Here is a 14,278-nt window from a genome sequence, read left to right as displayed (position 1 = left end):
GATCACGTGCCTACCGAATTATGCGCCCACTCACGTGTCTCCCCACACAGCAAAGCCCGGGCTACCCGCCCGGGCTTTGCTGTTCGTCTTCTTTTTCGTCTTCTTTGGGAATCCACTTGAAGATCTCGCCGCTCTCGAGCGCATCGATGAACCGGCTCAGCCATTTGTAATACTGCACCGCATGCTGCATGCGGGCCAGGTCGAAATCGGTCTGCGCGATCAGCGCCTCGTTGTCCGGATCGGCAGCGCGCAGCTTGTGAATGTCCGCAGTCGATTTATTGAGCGAGGCGATGTTGACCTCCATCGATTTGCGCCATTTGATGACGAAGTAATCGACGAAATTTTGATGCCAGTCCGTCTCCACCTCGTACAGGTCCTTGCGCGAGCCTTTTTCCCATACCTTGTTGACCATCTTCAGATCGATCAAGGTCCGCATGCCGGTGCTCATGCTCGTCTTGCTCATTCCCATGACCTCGCGCATCTCGTCGAGCGTGACCGGGCCGTCGTGAAAATAAATATTACCGTACAGATGGCCGATCGATAGCGTCACGCCGTACAGATCCATATTGTTGCCGATCGAATCCATCACCCGGCGCCGCGATTTGCGGATGACCTCGATCTGTTCCGCTGTCAGCCCTTCGAATGCATCCACTAGCGCCCACCCCAATCCGCCCGGTTATCCGGGCCATCCGTCTGTCTTGCTGATGCGCCGCTGCGCGCAGTCGTGCCTGCGCTGGGCTTCTTGCCTGCGGCTTTTTATCCGCTCGGAAGGAGACGTGCCGGGCCGCAGCCGGGCGGCACAGGCCGTTTCCATTTTTGCTTTGTCGCTAGTTCTCATTGTAAAAAAACGACTTTTAAAAGTAAAGGGCGTTAAAACGGTGGAAATGTAAGCAAACAAGAGCATAAACCAAATAAAGTTTGTAAAGTAAAAACTGTACGTTCAAAATAAACTTATTTTACTTTTGACCAATGGCGGATAAACCTCTAGACTTAGGCGAGTGACAACAGAGCGATACGGATGTGGAAGGGGGAGCAAGGTGGCGCTAATCGAAGTCAACGCACTGACCAAGGTGTTCGGCCACGATCCGAAGCGGGCGCTGGGGCTGCTGGAGCAAGGCTGGTCCAAGGAGCGGATCGCCAAGGAAACCAAGCTGACGGTCGGCGTGAATCGGGTCAGCTTCGCAATCGAGCCGGGCGAGATCTTCGTCATCATGGGGCTGTCGGGCAGCGGCAAGTCGACGCTCGTGCGCCTGCTCAATCGGCTGATCGAGCCGACGGCGGGCCAGGTGCTGATCAAGGGGAAGGACATCGTGAAGCTGCGCGCCGAGGAGCTGCGGCGGGTGCGGCGCGAGACGATCAGCATGGTGTTCCAGAAGTTCGCGCTGTTCCCGCACCGCTCGGTGCTCGCCAACGTGGAGTACGGCCTCGAGGTGCAGGGCGTGCCCCGGGCGGAGCGCCGGGAGAAGGCGCAGCGCACGCTCGAGCTGGTCGGACTGGGCGGCGTCGCCGGCAGCCGTCCCGACGAGCTGAGCGGCGGCATGCAGCAGCGTGTCGGCCTGGCGCGCGGTCTGGCGAATGATCCGGACGTGCTGCTGATGGACGAGGCTTTCAGCGCGCTCGATCCGCTCATCCGCAAGGACATGCAGGACGAGCTGCTGGAGCTGCAGGCATCGATGCAGAAGACGATCGTCTTCATCACGCACGACCTGGACGAGGCGCTGCGCATCGGCGACCGGATCGCCCTGATGAAGGACGGCGCGGTCGTGCAGATCGGTACGCCGGAGGAGATCCTGACCAATCCAGCCAACGACTACGTCGAGCGCTTCGTCGAGGACGTCGACCTGTCCAAGGTGCTGACCGCCTCGCATGTCATGGTGCGCGCGGAGACTGTGGCAATGGATCGCGGCCCGCGCGTGGCGCTGCAGATGATGCGCGAGCGCGGCATCTCCAATCTGTACGTCGTCGACAAGGCGCGGCAGCTGCTCGGCGTCGTGACCGCAGAGGCGGCGGCCGAGGCGGCGAGCGCCGGGCGCAGCCTGGCGGACATCGTGCAGCGCGAGCTGCCGACGGTGGCGCCGGATACGCTGCTTGCCGAGCTGTTCGATCTGGTCGGCGGGGCCAAGGTGCCGCCGGCGGTCGTGGACGAGCGCGGGCGGCTGCTCGGCATTATCATTCGCGGCGCCGTGCTGGGTGCATTGAGCGGACAGACGCCGCCTCGAGAGGCGGGTGACGCGGGATGAATCTGCCGAAAATACCGATCGGGACTTGGATCGAAGCGGCCGAGGACTGGCTCAAGGCGTACGGCGGACCGGTGTTCGGCGGCATCAAGACGGGCATCGGCTCGACGGTCGACGGGCTGGCCGACACCTTTAATTACTTGCCGCCGCTCGCCATGATCGTCATCTTTACGCTGCTGGCCTTCGCCATCGGGCGTTGGCGCATCGCGCTGTTCACGCTGCTGGGCCTGCTGCTCGTCGACAACCTCGGTTATTGGGAGCATACGATGGAGACGCTGGCGCTCGTGCTGACCGCGGCGATCATCTCGGTCGTGCTCGGCGTACCGCTCGGGATCGCCGCCGCCCGCAGCAACCGGCTGCAGGCGCTGCTGCTGCCGGTGCTCGACTTCATGCAGACGATGCCGGCCTTCGTCTATCTGCTGCCGGCGGTCGCCTTCTTCTCGCTCGGCGTCGTGCCCGGCGTGATCGCCTCGGTCATCTTCGCCATCCCGCCGACGATCCGGCTGACCAATCTCGGCATTCGCCAGGTGCCGGAGGATCTGGTGGAAGCGGCGGATGCCTTCGGCTCGACCCCGATGCAAAAGCTCGTCAAGCTGCAGCTGCCGATCGCGGTGCCGACCATCATGGCCGGCGTCAACCAGACGATCATGCTGTCGCTGTCGATGGTCGTCATCGCCTCGATGATCGGCGCCCAGGGCGTCGGAGCGGACGTGTACCGCGCCGTGACGCAGACCAAGACAGGGGTAGGCTTCGAAGCAGGTCTGGCTGTCGTCATTCTGGCCATTATCCTGGACAGGCTGACGCAGCATCTGGTCAAAGCTAAAAAGAAACGCTGAGTGCTACAAAATCAAGAAAAAAAGAAATTAAATGAAGAAAATGGGAAGGTTGGATTCACGCATGAAAAAACAAACGATGACGCTCGTCGCCGTAGTCCTGATGCTCGCACTGGTACTGGCCGGCTGCTCCGGCAACAACGGAGGCGCGGACACGAGTAACGCAGGGAATGCCAATAACGCCGGGACGAACAATGCCGGCAATTCAAATAAAGGTAATGCCGGCGGCGCAGCCGAAGACAAGGAAATCACGCTGGCCTACGTGGCGTGGGACTCGGAAATCGCCAGCACGAACGTCGTGCGCGAAGTGCTCGAGAGCAAGCTCGGCTACACGGTCGAGATGCTGCAGGTCGACGCCGGTCCGATGTACGTCGGCATCTCCGACGGCAGCGCGGATGCGATGGTCGCCGCCTGGCTGCCGAGCACGCACGGCGAGAACTACTACGAGCCGAACAAGGACAAGTTCGAGGACCTCGGTCCGAACCTGGAAGGCACGAAGACGGGACTCGTCGTCCCGGCCTACATGGATATCGCCTCGATCGAGGACCTGCAGGGTGCGGAAGTCGGCGAAACGGTCGATTACACGATCACCGGCATCGAGCCGGGCGCGGGCATCATGTCCGCGACGGCTACAGCTATCGAAGCGTATGACCTGAGCGATTGGAATCTGCTGGAAAGCTCTTCGGCGGCGATGGCAACCGTGCTGAAAGATGCCTATGCAAACGAAGATCCGGTCATCGTGACGGGATGGACGCCGCACTGGATGTTCGCCGAGATGGATCTGAAGTACCTGGACGATCCGCAAGAGGTATTCGGCGGCGAGGAGCACATCAACACGCTCGTGCGTCTCGGCCTTCAGGACGACCATCCGGACGCCTACACGTTCCTGGACCAGTTCGCCTGGGAGGCATCCGACATGGAAGCGGTCATGATCGACATCCTGAACGGCGCCTCCGAGGAGGAAGCGGCCGCGAAGTGGGTCGAGGCCAATTCGGACAAGGTCGATGCGTGGCTGGAAGGCATTGAGCTGTAATCCGGATTCATCGCAATGCAGTGCATAGGCGGCGGAAACCTTCGCAGCCGAAGAAAAAAAGACCGCTTTGACGTTGATGTCAAAGCGGTCTTTTTAGCCGTTTGTTCATCTCCCGGAACTTCTCGTTGTGGGAGGAGACGTAGGCCATGCCAGGGGCCTCGGCATCGATGTGGCGCATCGCGCTGTTGACGGCGAGCACGGCATCGGTGAAGGCGCCCGCGATCAGCTTGACCTTGTTCGCATAGGTCGCGCAGTCGCCGGCGGCGAAGATGCCGGGCAGATTGGTCGCGGTCTGGTCGCTGACGCGCACGCCGTGCTGCCCGATCTCCAGCCCCCAAGCGAGCAGATCGCCGTAGCTGCGTGTGTAGCCGTGGCTGACGACGACGGCGTCGACGTCGATCCGTTCGATGCCCGTGCCCTCTTCCTCGTCATCGGCGTGTCCGATCGTCACGGCGCGGATGGCGTCGCCCGAGCCGTGCAGCTCCCGCAGCACGTACGGCGTGCGCACATCGGCCATCTCCAGCATCCGGGCGACGCTGCGCTCCATCGCTCCGAATTCCGGGCGTCGGTGCACCACGATCACCTCGCGGGCGATGCCGACCAGCTCGTTCGCCCAGTCGACAGCCGAATTGCCGCCGCCGGAGATCAGTACGCGCTTGCCGCGGTAGGACTCCGGATTTTGCACCGTGTAGTGCAGATTGGTCAGCTCGTAGCGGTCCGCGCCGCGGATATCGAGCTTGGTCATCTCGGTAATGCCGCGTCCTACCGCCACCAGGATCGTCCGCGTGTCATGGCTCTGCCCGTCGTCGGTACGGAGCCGGTAGGCGCCGCGCTCCAGGCGCTCGAGCGTATCGACGCGGCGGCCGAGCAGGATCGTCGGGTCGAAGGTCCGCGCCTGAGCCGACAGCCGTTCAATCAATTGCTCGCAGCGCAGCGGCGGAATGCCGCCGACGTCCCAGATCGTCTTCTCCGCGTAGTGGTGCAGGAAGCCGCCCAGCACCTCCTTGCCCTCGATCAGCTTGACCTTCATGTCCCGCATACCGGCATAGAAGGCGGCGTACAGTCCCGCCGGCCCGCCGCCGACAATCGTCAGATCGTACAGCTCCGACATTTCTGCGTCCTGCCTGCTCACGGCTTGACCATTTCCCGGATCTCCGCCATGCCTGCAGTGAAGGCGATCGGACCGCCGCGCTCCCACGGATAGCTGGACACCATGTACACCTGGCCTTTTTGAATGGCCGGGACATTCTGGTACAGATTGCTGCTCAGCAGCTCCTCGACCAGCGCCTGATCGTCCTCATTTTCCTGCACGAACAAGAAGAGATGCTCCGCTTCCGATGCCGTGAACGCCTCCAGCGAGTATACCTCGCCCCACGTCTCGGTCGTGGCATCCTGCACGGGCGTCAGGCCGAGCAGATTGTACAGGATGAACGAGGCGGAGGCGGCGGCGCTGATGTCGGGCGCCCCATACAGCTCCAGTTGATTCTGGCGGACGCGGATGAAGGCGACCGGCTCGTCGCCGATGATCTCGGCCAGGTGCGCCCTGGTCGTCTCCGTCTCCGCATTGAAGGCGTCGACATTCGCTTGCGCCTGCGCCTCAAGGCCGAGCGCGCGTCCCATCTCCAGATGGGTGTCGCGCCAGTCGACCTTCCATTCGAAGTAGACCGTCGGCGCGATCTTCTCCAGCTCCTCCAGCACCTCCCGATGGTGGTAGCCGGCCACGATCAGATCCGGCTCGGCGGAGAGGATCGGCTCGAAGTCGGTCGAGAGGGGGAAGGTCTGCACGCCCTGCAGCTCTTCGGCCAGATACGGCAGATAGCCGTCGATGTTGTCCGTGCGCTGGTATTCCGGTACGGCGACGGGCTTCAGGCCCAGCGCCATGAAGTGGTCGACATCGTCGTCGTACGTCAGCACGATCCGCTCCGGCTGCGCCGGAATGTCGGTGGTGCGACCGGCTGTGGTGACCGTGCGGGTGGCTCCTTCCGTCTCCTCCGCATCGGCTTCTCCGTCTGGCGCAGCGTCATCGCTGTCGTCAGAGGATGAGGCTTCCGCGCCGTTCGTCGCGCCGGCTGTATCGCCATCGGCCGCGGCAGGTTGCCCGTTTGCCGCCCCGTTGTTCGTTTCGGATGAATCATTGCCGCCACAGCCCGCCAGCAGTCCGATCGCCAGCATCGCCATCGCCAGTACAAGTCCTAATTTGTGCAGTGGTTTCACACGTCTCGCTCCTTGTTGATCAGTATTGATAATGAGAATTCTTATCAATACGAGGGTAACGCATTTCCGATGCGAACGCCATGCACGATTTCCACGATTTATTTGTGGAGTTTTGCAAAGAGGGTCAACATCAGCCGCACACCCTGTGTGTAGGCCAGAGGACCGCCCTTGCCCCACGGGTAACGCGGCAGCTCGATGACGCGGCTCCGGCGACGGCGGATGCCCGGCTCGCGCAGCAGCGCGTCGTGTACGCCGAGCGCGCCGCTGCGCTGTCCGACGAACACATAATCGGCGTCGATGGCGGCCGCTTCCTCCGGCGCGACAATATGCGTCCAGCCGTTGACGCTGACGATCGGAGCCGGAGGCAGACCGAGCAGCTGGTAGAGCAGCCAGCCGCCATTGCTCATATAAGGACTGACCCGCACGCCCTCCCTCGTCGATTCCAGGAAGACGAATGTCCGGCCGGCGCAGGCGGGGAGCATGCGGTCGCGGGCGACCCGCACGAGTTGGTCGAACTGCGCAATGTTCTGCTCGGCGCGCGCTTCCTGCCCGAGCACCTCGGCGAGCTGCCGATGCACATTGCGCCAGTCCATCTCCCACCGGTAGGCGTGGGTCGGCGCGATGTCGGTCAATCGCGTGACGCCCCAGTGCTGCATATACGTACAGGCGATGATCAGCTCGGGATGCAGCTTGCGGAGCAGCTCGAGGTCGATCGACTGCTCGCAGCCGATATGCGGCAGATGGGCAATATACGGCTTCAGGTACGGGATCGTCGTCTCGCGTCCGTCCGGCAGATGATCGGCCGGTACGGCGGCGGGCAGCAGGCCGAGGGCAATCAGATGGTCGACCTCGTCGACATACGTGACCGCGACGTTGACCGGCTGCAGGACGCGTCCGTTCCGCTGCCGGTCTTGCGCCTGGGAGCCGGCAGTCCGGGTATAGACAGACGGAGAGACGCCGGCGACTTTTTTGAACATGCGGCTGAAGTAGTATTCATCGCAGAAGCCGACCCGCCGCGCCACCTCGCGCAAGGGGCCGGAGCCCGGGAGGAGCAGCTTGGCGGCCTCGATCCGCACATGAATCACATACTCGCTGGGCAGCATGCCGATCGTCTGCTTGAAATGACGCGAGAAGGTACTCGGATGCAAGCCGCACCAGGCTGCGAGTCCGTCGATCCGGATCGGCTCGGTGTAATGCTGGTCGATGTAGGCCGCGCAGCGGCGAATGGCGTCTTCGGCGGAGGGCTGGCGTCGCTGTGTCAGCTGTTCCGCCGTGATCGTATAGAGCAGCTCAGCCAGAAGCGTCTGGCGCTTCCAGCGCAGCATGCCGTCGTCCGGACCGCCGTCCTCGCACAGCCGTTCGATCAGCCGCTCGACTGCAGGCAGATCGCTCGCTTGCAGCTCGCCGCCATGCGGAAAGGGAGGACGGTCGAAGGCCTCCAGCGCCCAGCCGCCGCCAGCGCGAACCGGGCGCAGCAGCTTGAAGGCAATATAATAGACGTCCCAATCGGCCTGCGCGTCGGCCTGTTCGATGACATGCATGCCCGGAAAAAACAAAAACAGCTGCCGACCGTTTACGGCGATTGACCGATTGTTGACGATCAGTTCGCCGCGCCCTCGCTTGATGTAGAGCAGCGCAAAGGCGTGCACGCGTCTTCTTTTCGGCGCAGCGGCCCGTCTGCCGCTGTAATGGAGCGCGCGCCGCACCATGGCCAGCGGCTGCCCGCCGCCTGCCAGAGGCCGCTCGCCCGGACCGGGCGGGAGGCCGAGTCGCGGCGCGTCCGTGCGCCGATAGTCGGAGGCGTGCGCGTAGTGCGGCGGCTCCGGCCCGGCCGGCCTCGCAATTGCCTGATGGGTAGCGATAGGATTGCGCATGGATCGTCGCTCCTTGTTGTACGAGTCTTGTGTCTATTATCGCGCAGATATGCCGGACAATCCAGTATCGCGAGCCATTGTCCTCGGCTATTGCGGAATGAGCAGCGACACCACCGTGCCCATGCCGCGCTTGCTCTGCACGCGCACGCCGTCCTGCAGGCCATAGGTCAGCTTGAGCCGCCGGCTCGTATTGGCGAGCCCGATGTGCTCCCCGGCCTCGCCGTCTTGCCCCAGCAAGCCCCGCACCTCGGCCAGCCGCTGCGGCGTCATGCCGACACCGTTGTCGATGACGGCGATGCGCGTGCAGCCGCCCTCGGTCTCGATCTTCACCTTGATGCGGCCAGGCCCCTCCTTCTCCTTGATGCCGTGATACAGACTGTTCTCGATCAGCGGCTGCAGCACCAGCTTGACGATGCTGTGCACCCGGACCGCCTCCTCGTCGTAAGCCCAGACGACGTCGAATTTGTCCTCATAGCGCGTCTTCTGAATCGCGATGTAGCTGCGCGTTCTCGCAATTTCCTTGTCCAGCGTGACGATTCGGCCCGGTGTGTCGAGCGAGTAGCGCAGCAGATCCGACAGATCCTCGAGCATTCGGTTCGCCTCGTTGGGCCGCCGCGTCAGCCCCATCACCTTCCAATTGATCGTCTCCAGCGTGTTGAACAGGAAGTGCGGATTCATCTGCGACTGCAGCGCCAGCAGCTCGGCGGCCTGCAGCCGGTACTTTTTCTCCGAGAGCTGGACGTTCAGGTAGCTCTGTTCGATGAAGTTGCGCGTCATCGTCTGAATGATGTAATTGTACTCGTCGTCGCGCGCACTTGGCGCGGATGGCCCCTGCGGCAGCGGCAGTCCTTTCTCCGCGGCCTTGATGATGCCGATCATCTCCCGGATATGGCGCAGCGAGCGGCGTGTCAGGTAATACGTCAGCGCCAGCCCGAGCAGGAACGACAGCAGCACGACGTAGATGGTGAATTCGCTCAGCCGGAAGGTGACCGGGTTCATCGCCTGCTCCGGCACCAGCGAGACATAGCGCCAGCCCTCGTACCGTGCGGAGGCGAGCTGCGCGCCGGCATAGGCGCCGTCTCCCTGACGCAGCGCGAACGAGGCGTCGCCGCCATCGACAAGGCGCTGCAGCGCCTCGCCGTCCACGCCGTCCAGCGGTCGATTCTGGAACATCACTTGCCCGCGCTCGTCCAGCACGAGCAGCAGCTGCCCCGGGTACGTCTCGTAGGCGCGCAGCAGCCGTTCGATATATTCGGTATAGATATTGAGCACGATGACGCCGAACGGCTCGCGCATCACGCTCGAATAGAGCGGCTTATAGATCGTCGTCACCGCGATCGGTTCCTCGAACGAATAGCGTCGAATCTGCCGCGCCTCGGTCCAGATCGCGGCGTCCGCGCCCTGGTGCGCCTCGAAGCTCGCCAGCCACGACATGTCGTGGAATTCGACGAAATTTGCCAGTCCGGTGCCGCTGGCGAGCAGTTGGTCGTACGGATTGCGCACGTACACATAGATCGATTCGATGTACGGTCTGGCATTGGCCGGCGCGTCGAGGTAATTTTGCGTCGCCTGCAGCACCCGCTTGTTCTCCAGCGTCACCTGCTGGGTGCGCAGGATATCCTCGAGCCGGTACAGCACCTCCACATTGTCGAAGCTGACGCCGAGCGCGTCGATCTCATTGAAGATCAGCTCGATATTGCGGTCCATCTGACTGAACAGTTGCATCTGGTTGCGGCTGATCTCGGCCTCGTTGTAGCGCTTGGTGACGACGATCGAGAGCGCGCCGAGCACGATCGTCGGGATGAGCAGCGGGATCAGGAAGAGGGCGAGGTTTTTCAGGAAAAATTTTTTGCGCATGCTAATTTCCGGACCCCTCGTAATTGTTTCGGTATTCGCGCGGACTGACGCCGTGCACCTTTTTGAAGGTGCGCGTGAAATTTTTGGCGTAGCTGTAGCCGACCATTTCGCTCACCTCGTATGTTTTGTAGCGAATGTCCCTTAGCAGCTCGGCCGCCTTGTTCATCTTGACCGCAGTGACATAGTCGGAGAAGTTCTCGCCAGTCTTGTCCTTGAAGTACTTGCTGACATAATGCGGATTCATATGCACGACTCGCGCCGCTTCCTCCAGCGTCGCCTTGGCATAATGGGTCTCGACATACTCGCGAATAGCCGCGATGACCTGTTCGTTGAAGCTCGCAGTCGGCGCCGCCGACGCCTCGCCCGCGCCGCGGGCCGCGGCTTCGTCCAGCTCCAGCTTGAGCGAGGAGAAGACGTCGAACAGCTCGCTATATTTGGTCGGCTTGACGATATAGCTCTTGACGCCGTAGGCCATCGCCTGCTTGGCGTACTCGAAGTCCTTGTAGCCGCTCAGGAAGACGACCTTTGCGCGACTTTTGCGTTCGTGCAGACGACGCGCGACGTCCAGCCCGGAGAGGACGGGCATGCGGATGTCGCACAGCAGCACGTCGACCTCGCGAGTTTCGAGGAAGTCCAGCGCCTGCTTGCCGTCCGCACACTGGCCGACCAGCTCGAAGCCGACCTCGTGCCACGGGAAGTATTGCGACAGCCCGCTTCGAATTTCTTTTTCGTCATCGACGAGCAGCAGCGTGTACACGCCCGACACCTCCGGATCGTAGCTTATTGACAGTGCAATCGTTTTCACCAGCATAAGGGATAACCTGACGTTTGTACAGGCGCGCAGATCCTCCGGTACGATCATTATGCCTCCAGTTTTGACATCGAGCGCAACTTCGGATACCTTTGTCCGAAAAGCCTGAATTTCGGATACCTTTCGTCATGCTGAATGCCTTTTCACGGCATGGAAGCGGATTTATAGTTAGAGACAATCACATACAAGGGGGTCATGGAGATGACACATCAACGAATTTGGGCGGGCGCGCTCGGCGCGGCGCTGCTGGCGGGCGCGCTGGCCGGTTGCTCCGGCGGCGGAAATGGCGGCAGCGGCGAAGCGGACGGGCCGGAAGAAGTAACGCTGCGCTTCTCCTGGTGGGGCTCGGAAGTACGGCACAAGGCGCTGCTGGAGGCCATTGATCTGTATATGGATAACAATCCGCATGTGACGATCGAGCCGGAATACGGCGGCTTCGACGGCTACTACCAGAAGCTGGTCACTCAATTTGCAGGCGGCACCGCGCCGGATCTGACACCGCTGTCGGTCGACTGGATCGACGAGCTGGCGGTGAAGAGCGAGCTCGTCGTCGATCTGTACACGCTGGACGAATACATCGAGTTGGACGCCTTTGACGCCGACTTTCTGGAACGCTACGCCGTATTTGACGGCAAGCTGGCCGGTCTGCCGATGGGCGCCAACGGCATGGTGACCCTGTATAACCGCGAGTTCCTCGAGCGCTTCGACATCCCCGAGGATACGAAGTGGGACTGGGAGACGATTCACGAGATCGGCCGGCGCGTGCACGAGGAGGATCCGAATGCGTACCTGCTCGGCATGTTCGACTACCGGACCTTCCTGCAGCCGTTCGTCAACCAGCGGACGGGCAACGACTGGATCGTGGACGATCAGACGCTCGGCTTCGACGCGGCCGTGGTAGAGGAGGCGTTCGCCTACTACCAGCAGCTGCTGGACGACGGCGTCATGCAGCCGGTCGAGGAGAGCAGTCTCTATCCCGATCTGGCGGAGAATCTGCAGTGGCAGGAGGGGAATATCGGCATGATGTTCACACTCGCCTCGACGATCGCCAAAGTCAAGTCGTATACACCGGACCTGGGCGTCAGCATGTATCCGGTGCCAGACGACGCCAAAACGTCAGCGGTGCTGGTCAACCCGAGCAATCCGCTGGCCGTCAACAAGGCCTCCAGGCATCCGGAGGAGGCGGCCAAGTTCGCGGGCTGGCTGCTGACCTCGCCGGAGGCCGCCGCGATCCTCAAGGACGTCTATAGCGTACCGGTCGTGCAGGCCAATGCGGATCAGCTCGTCGCAGACGGCGCGATCGATCCGACGGTCGCCGAGGCAGTCGAGATCGCGATGAGCAATCCCGGCAATCCCGTGAAGGGGCTGAGCAACAATCAGGAGCTCAATCAGATTGCCCAGGATCTCCTCGAGCGCGTCGCCTTCAAGCAATTGTCGCCGGAGGAAGCGGCGGCGGAGATGACGGCGCGACTGAACGAGAAGCTCGGCAGCATGCAGTAAGCAGCGAAGGATGTGAAAGAAAATGAACAACCAACCGGCAGCAGGCGCCTCCGCGTCGCCGCGGCTGCGGCTGCCGCGGAAGCGGCGCGCGAAGGGACAGCGCATCGGTCTCCTCTATATTAGCCCGTGGATACTGGGCTTCATCGTGCTGACGCTCGTGCCGTTCGTCGCCTCGCTGATCTATTCCTTCACGGATTACAGCATGGTGCGGGAGCAGCGGTTCGTCGGGCTGGCTAACTACATCGAGATGTTCACCAAGGACCCGGATTTCTATCAGTCGCTGCGCGTGACGCTGCTGTACGTCGTGATGGCCGTGCCGGCCAAGCTCGTCGTGGCGCTGCTGGTCGCGATGCTGCTCAACCGCACGATGCGCGGCATGGGCATCTACCGCACGATCTACTACTTGCCGTCGATCCTCGGCGGCAGCGTAGCGGTCTCGGTGCTGTGGCGCTTCCTGTTCATGCGCGAGGGCATGGTCAACGAGGTGCTGTCCTACTTGTCGATTCCGGCGCTCAATTGGCTCGGCGATCCGCAGCTTGCGCTGTTCACAATTACGCTGCTGCCGGTGTGGGAATTCGGCTCCTCGATGGTGCTATTCCTGGCCGGGCTCAAGCAGGTGCCCAGGGAATTGTACGAGGCCTCGCGTGTGGACGGCGCGGGCAAGGCGCGGGCGTTCTTCTCGATTACGCTGCCGATGCTGACGCCGATCGTGCTGTTTAACCTGATCATGCAGATGATCAACGCCTTCCAGCAGTTCACGGCGGCCTTCGTCATTACGGACGGCGGGCCGACCAAGGCCACCTATCTGTACGGGCTGATGCTGTACGACAACGCCTTTCAATTTTTCAAGATGGGCTACGCCTCCGCGCAGTCGTGGGTGCTGTTCGTCATCATTTTGGCGTTTACGCTGATTCTGTTCAAGACGTCGAACCGCTGGGCGCACTATGAGGACGGGGGGGACGGACGATGACGCTCAAAAAAGCCGGATTTTTTCTCCTGCTGTCGATGCTCGGCCTGCTCTTCCTGTACCCGCTGCTCTGGCTCGTATCCGCCTCCTTCAAGCCCAATAACGAAATTTTTTCGTCAATCGGGCTGATCCCGTCGGAGATCGTGTGGGGCGCTTATGAGCGCGGCTGGGAGGGGGTGGGGCGCACGAGTTTCGGCCGCTTTTTCACCAATACGTTCGTGCTCGTCGTCCCGGTCGTGCTGATGACGATGTTCTCCAGCCTGATCGTCGCCTACGGCTTCGCCCGGTTCAACTTTCCGTTCAAGAAGCTGTTTTTTGCGCTCATGATCTCGACGTTGATGCTGCCGGATGCGGTCGTCATGATCCCGCGCTACATCCTGTTCCGCAATTTCGGCTGGCTTAATTCGTATCTGCCGTTCTACGCGCCGGCGCTGCTCGCCGTCAACGCCTTCTTCGTCTTCCTGATCGTCCAGTTCCTGCGCGGCATTCCGCGCGATCTTGACGAGGCTGCGGTGATCGACGGGTGCAATTCGTTCGGTATCCTCACGCGGGTGCTGCTGCCGCTGGCGACGCCGGCGCTGATCTCGGTCTGCATTTTTCAGTTCATCTGGACGTGGAATGAATTTTTTACCGCGCTAATCTACATCAACAGCGTCTCGAAATACACGGTCGCGCTCGGTCTGCGGATGGTGCTGGACAACGAGGGCGCGGTCAACTGGAATCAGGTCATGGCGATGTCCGTCGTCACGATCGTTCCTTGCATCGCCGTGTTTTTCATGGCCCAGAAATACTTCGTGGAAGGGATTTCAACGACCGGTCTAAAAGGGTAAAATGGAAGGGAGACAAGTCCGCTCGCATGCGCGCCGGTAAGGCGCCCGACATGCGAGCGGACTGCGGCGTTCTAGATGAAAACGAAACGTGGTGCCCAAAGGCGGACCCGCCGGTTCGCCTT

Annotated in this window: 12 protein-coding genes; 6 read left to right on the top strand and 6 right to left on the bottom strand. The window is 61.8% G+C overall.

The features are described from left to right. Positions 1 to 61: 61 nt before the first annotated feature. Positions 62 to 652: a GbsR/MarR family transcriptional regulator gene (locus tag IDH44_RS06580; RefSeq protein ID WP_190915895.1), complete on the bottom strand. Its 591-nt coding sequence runs from the start codon at positions 650 to 652 to the stop codon at positions 62 to 64. 385 nt (positions 653 to 1,037) lie between these two features. On the opposite strand from IDH44_RS06580, the gene IDH44_RS06575 reads away from it, so the two are divergent. From IDH44_RS06575 to IDH44_RS06565, 3 genes are all read left to right on the top strand, one after another. Next, entirely contained in the window at positions 1,038 to 2,240 is a 1,203-nt protein-coding gene (locus tag IDH44_RS06575; protein WP_190915893.1) for a quaternary amine ABC transporter ATP-binding protein, read from the top strand. Next, positions 2,237 to 3,073: an ABC transporter permease gene (locus IDH44_RS06570; RefSeq protein ID WP_190915891.1), complete on the top strand. Its 837-nt coding sequence runs from the start codon at positions 2,237 to 2,239 to the stop codon at positions 3,071 to 3,073. The genes IDH44_RS06575 and IDH44_RS06570 overlap by 4 nt, the downstream gene beginning before the upstream one ends. 61 nt (positions 3,074 to 3,134) lie before the next feature. Next, on the top strand, positions 3,135 to 4,103 hold the full coding sequence (locus IDH44_RS06565; protein WP_190915889.1) for a glycine betaine ABC transporter substrate-binding protein: 969 nt from the start codon (positions 3,135 to 3,137) through the stop codon (positions 4,101 to 4,103). Positions 4,104 to 4,182: 79 nt separating this feature from the next. Here IDH44_RS06565 and IDH44_RS06560 read toward each other — a convergent pair whose 3' ends face one another. The 5 genes from IDH44_RS06560 to IDH44_RS06540 all read right to left on the bottom strand — a co-directional run bounded on the left by IDH44_RS06560 (position 4,183) and on the right by IDH44_RS06540 (position 10,853). Continuing rightward, a complete protein-coding gene (locus IDH44_RS06560) occupies positions 4,183 to 5,214 on the bottom strand; it encodes an NAD(P)/FAD-dependent oxidoreductase (protein ID WP_190915977.1) in 1,032 nt (343 codons plus the stop codon). Positions 5,215 to 5,231: 17 nt separating this feature from the next. Beyond that, positions 5,232 to 6,317, bottom strand: a complete 1,086-nt coding sequence (locus IDH44_RS06555; RefSeq protein ID WP_190915887.1) for an ABC transporter substrate-binding protein — start codon at positions 6,315 to 6,317, stop codon at positions 5,232 to 5,234. 98 nt (positions 6,318 to 6,415) lie between these two features. After that, the gene (locus IDH44_RS06550) at positions 6,416 to 8,191 is read right to left on the bottom strand and encodes a helix-turn-helix domain-containing protein (RefSeq protein WP_190915885.1); all 1,776 of its coding nucleotides are present in this window, start codon (positions 8,189 to 8,191) and stop codon (positions 6,416 to 6,418) included. A gap of 87 nt (positions 8,192 to 8,278) precedes the next feature. After that, positions 8,279 to 10,048, bottom strand: a complete 1,770-nt coding sequence (locus tag IDH44_RS06545; RefSeq protein ID WP_190915883.1) for a cache domain-containing sensor histidine kinase — start codon at positions 10,046 to 10,048, stop codon at positions 8,279 to 8,281. 1 nt (position 10,049) lies between these two features. After that, positions 10,050 to 10,853, bottom strand: coding sequence for a response regulator transcription factor (locus tag IDH44_RS06540; RefSeq protein ID WP_317890127.1), 804 nt, complete (start codon positions 10,851 to 10,853; stop codon positions 10,050 to 10,052). Between the two features lie 207 nt (positions 10,854 to 11,060). On the opposite strand from IDH44_RS06540, the gene IDH44_RS06535 reads away from it, so the two are divergent. Genes IDH44_RS06535 through IDH44_RS06525 form a run of 3 tightly spaced genes read left to right on the top strand, consistent with a single transcriptional unit; the run spans position 11,061 to position 14,156 of the window. After that, positions 11,061 to 12,359, top strand: a complete 1,299-nt coding sequence (locus IDH44_RS06535) for an ABC transporter substrate-binding protein (protein ID WP_190915882.1) — start codon at positions 11,061 to 11,063, stop codon at positions 12,357 to 12,359. A gap of 22 nt (positions 12,360 to 12,381) precedes the next feature. Further along, positions 12,382 to 13,329, top strand: a complete 948-nt coding sequence (locus tag IDH44_RS06530; RefSeq protein WP_190915880.1) for a carbohydrate ABC transporter permease — start codon at positions 12,382 to 12,384, stop codon at positions 13,327 to 13,329. Further along, a complete protein-coding gene (locus IDH44_RS06525; RefSeq protein WP_190915878.1) occupies positions 13,326 to 14,156 on the top strand; it encodes a carbohydrate ABC transporter permease in 831 nt (276 codons plus the stop codon). The genes IDH44_RS06530 and IDH44_RS06525 overlap by 4 nt, the downstream gene beginning before the upstream one ends. Positions 14,157 to 14,278: the final 122 nt, after the last annotated feature.

Origin of the sequence: Paenibacillus sabuli, from assembly GCF_014705605.1 — a bacterium.
Taxonomy (GTDB): Bacteria; Bacillota; Bacilli; order Paenibacillales; family Paenibacillaceae; genus Paenibacillus_D; species Paenibacillus_D sabuli.
The sequence above is the reverse complement of the archived record's forward strand: the minus strand, read 5'-3'. Positions and strand labels throughout refer to the sequence as shown.

Excerpts from the sequence above, each read along its gene's own strand:
- IDH44_RS06570 (WP_190915891.1), top strand. The coding sequence starts at position 2,237 with ATGAATCTGCCGAAAATACCGATCGGGACTTGGATCGAAGCGGCCGAG.
- IDH44_RS06535 (WP_190915882.1), top strand. The coding sequence starts at position 11,061 with ATGACACATCAACGAATTTGGGCGGGCGCGCTCGGCGCGGCGCTGCTG.
- IDH44_RS06550 (WP_190915885.1), bottom strand. The coding sequence starts at position 8,191 with ATGCGCAATCCTATCGCTACCCATCAGGCAATTGCGAGGCCGGCCGGG.
- IDH44_RS06545 (WP_190915883.1), bottom strand. The coding sequence starts at position 10,048 with ATGCGCAAAAAATTTTTCCTGAAAAACCTCGCCCTCTTCCTGATCCCG.
- IDH44_RS06525 (WP_190915878.1), top strand. The coding sequence starts at position 13,326 with ATGACGCTCAAAAAAGCCGGATTTTTTCTCCTGCTGTCGATGCTCGGC.
- IDH44_RS06565 (WP_190915889.1), top strand. The coding sequence starts at position 3,135 with ATGAAAAAACAAACGATGACGCTCGTCGCCGTAGTCCTGATGCTCGCA.
- IDH44_RS06560 (WP_190915977.1), bottom strand. The coding sequence starts at position 5,214 with ATGTCGGAGCTGTACGATCTGACGATTGTCGGCGGCGGGCCGGCGGGA.
- IDH44_RS06530 (WP_190915880.1), top strand. The coding sequence starts at position 12,382 with ATGAACAACCAACCGGCAGCAGGCGCCTCCGCGTCGCCGCGGCTGCGG.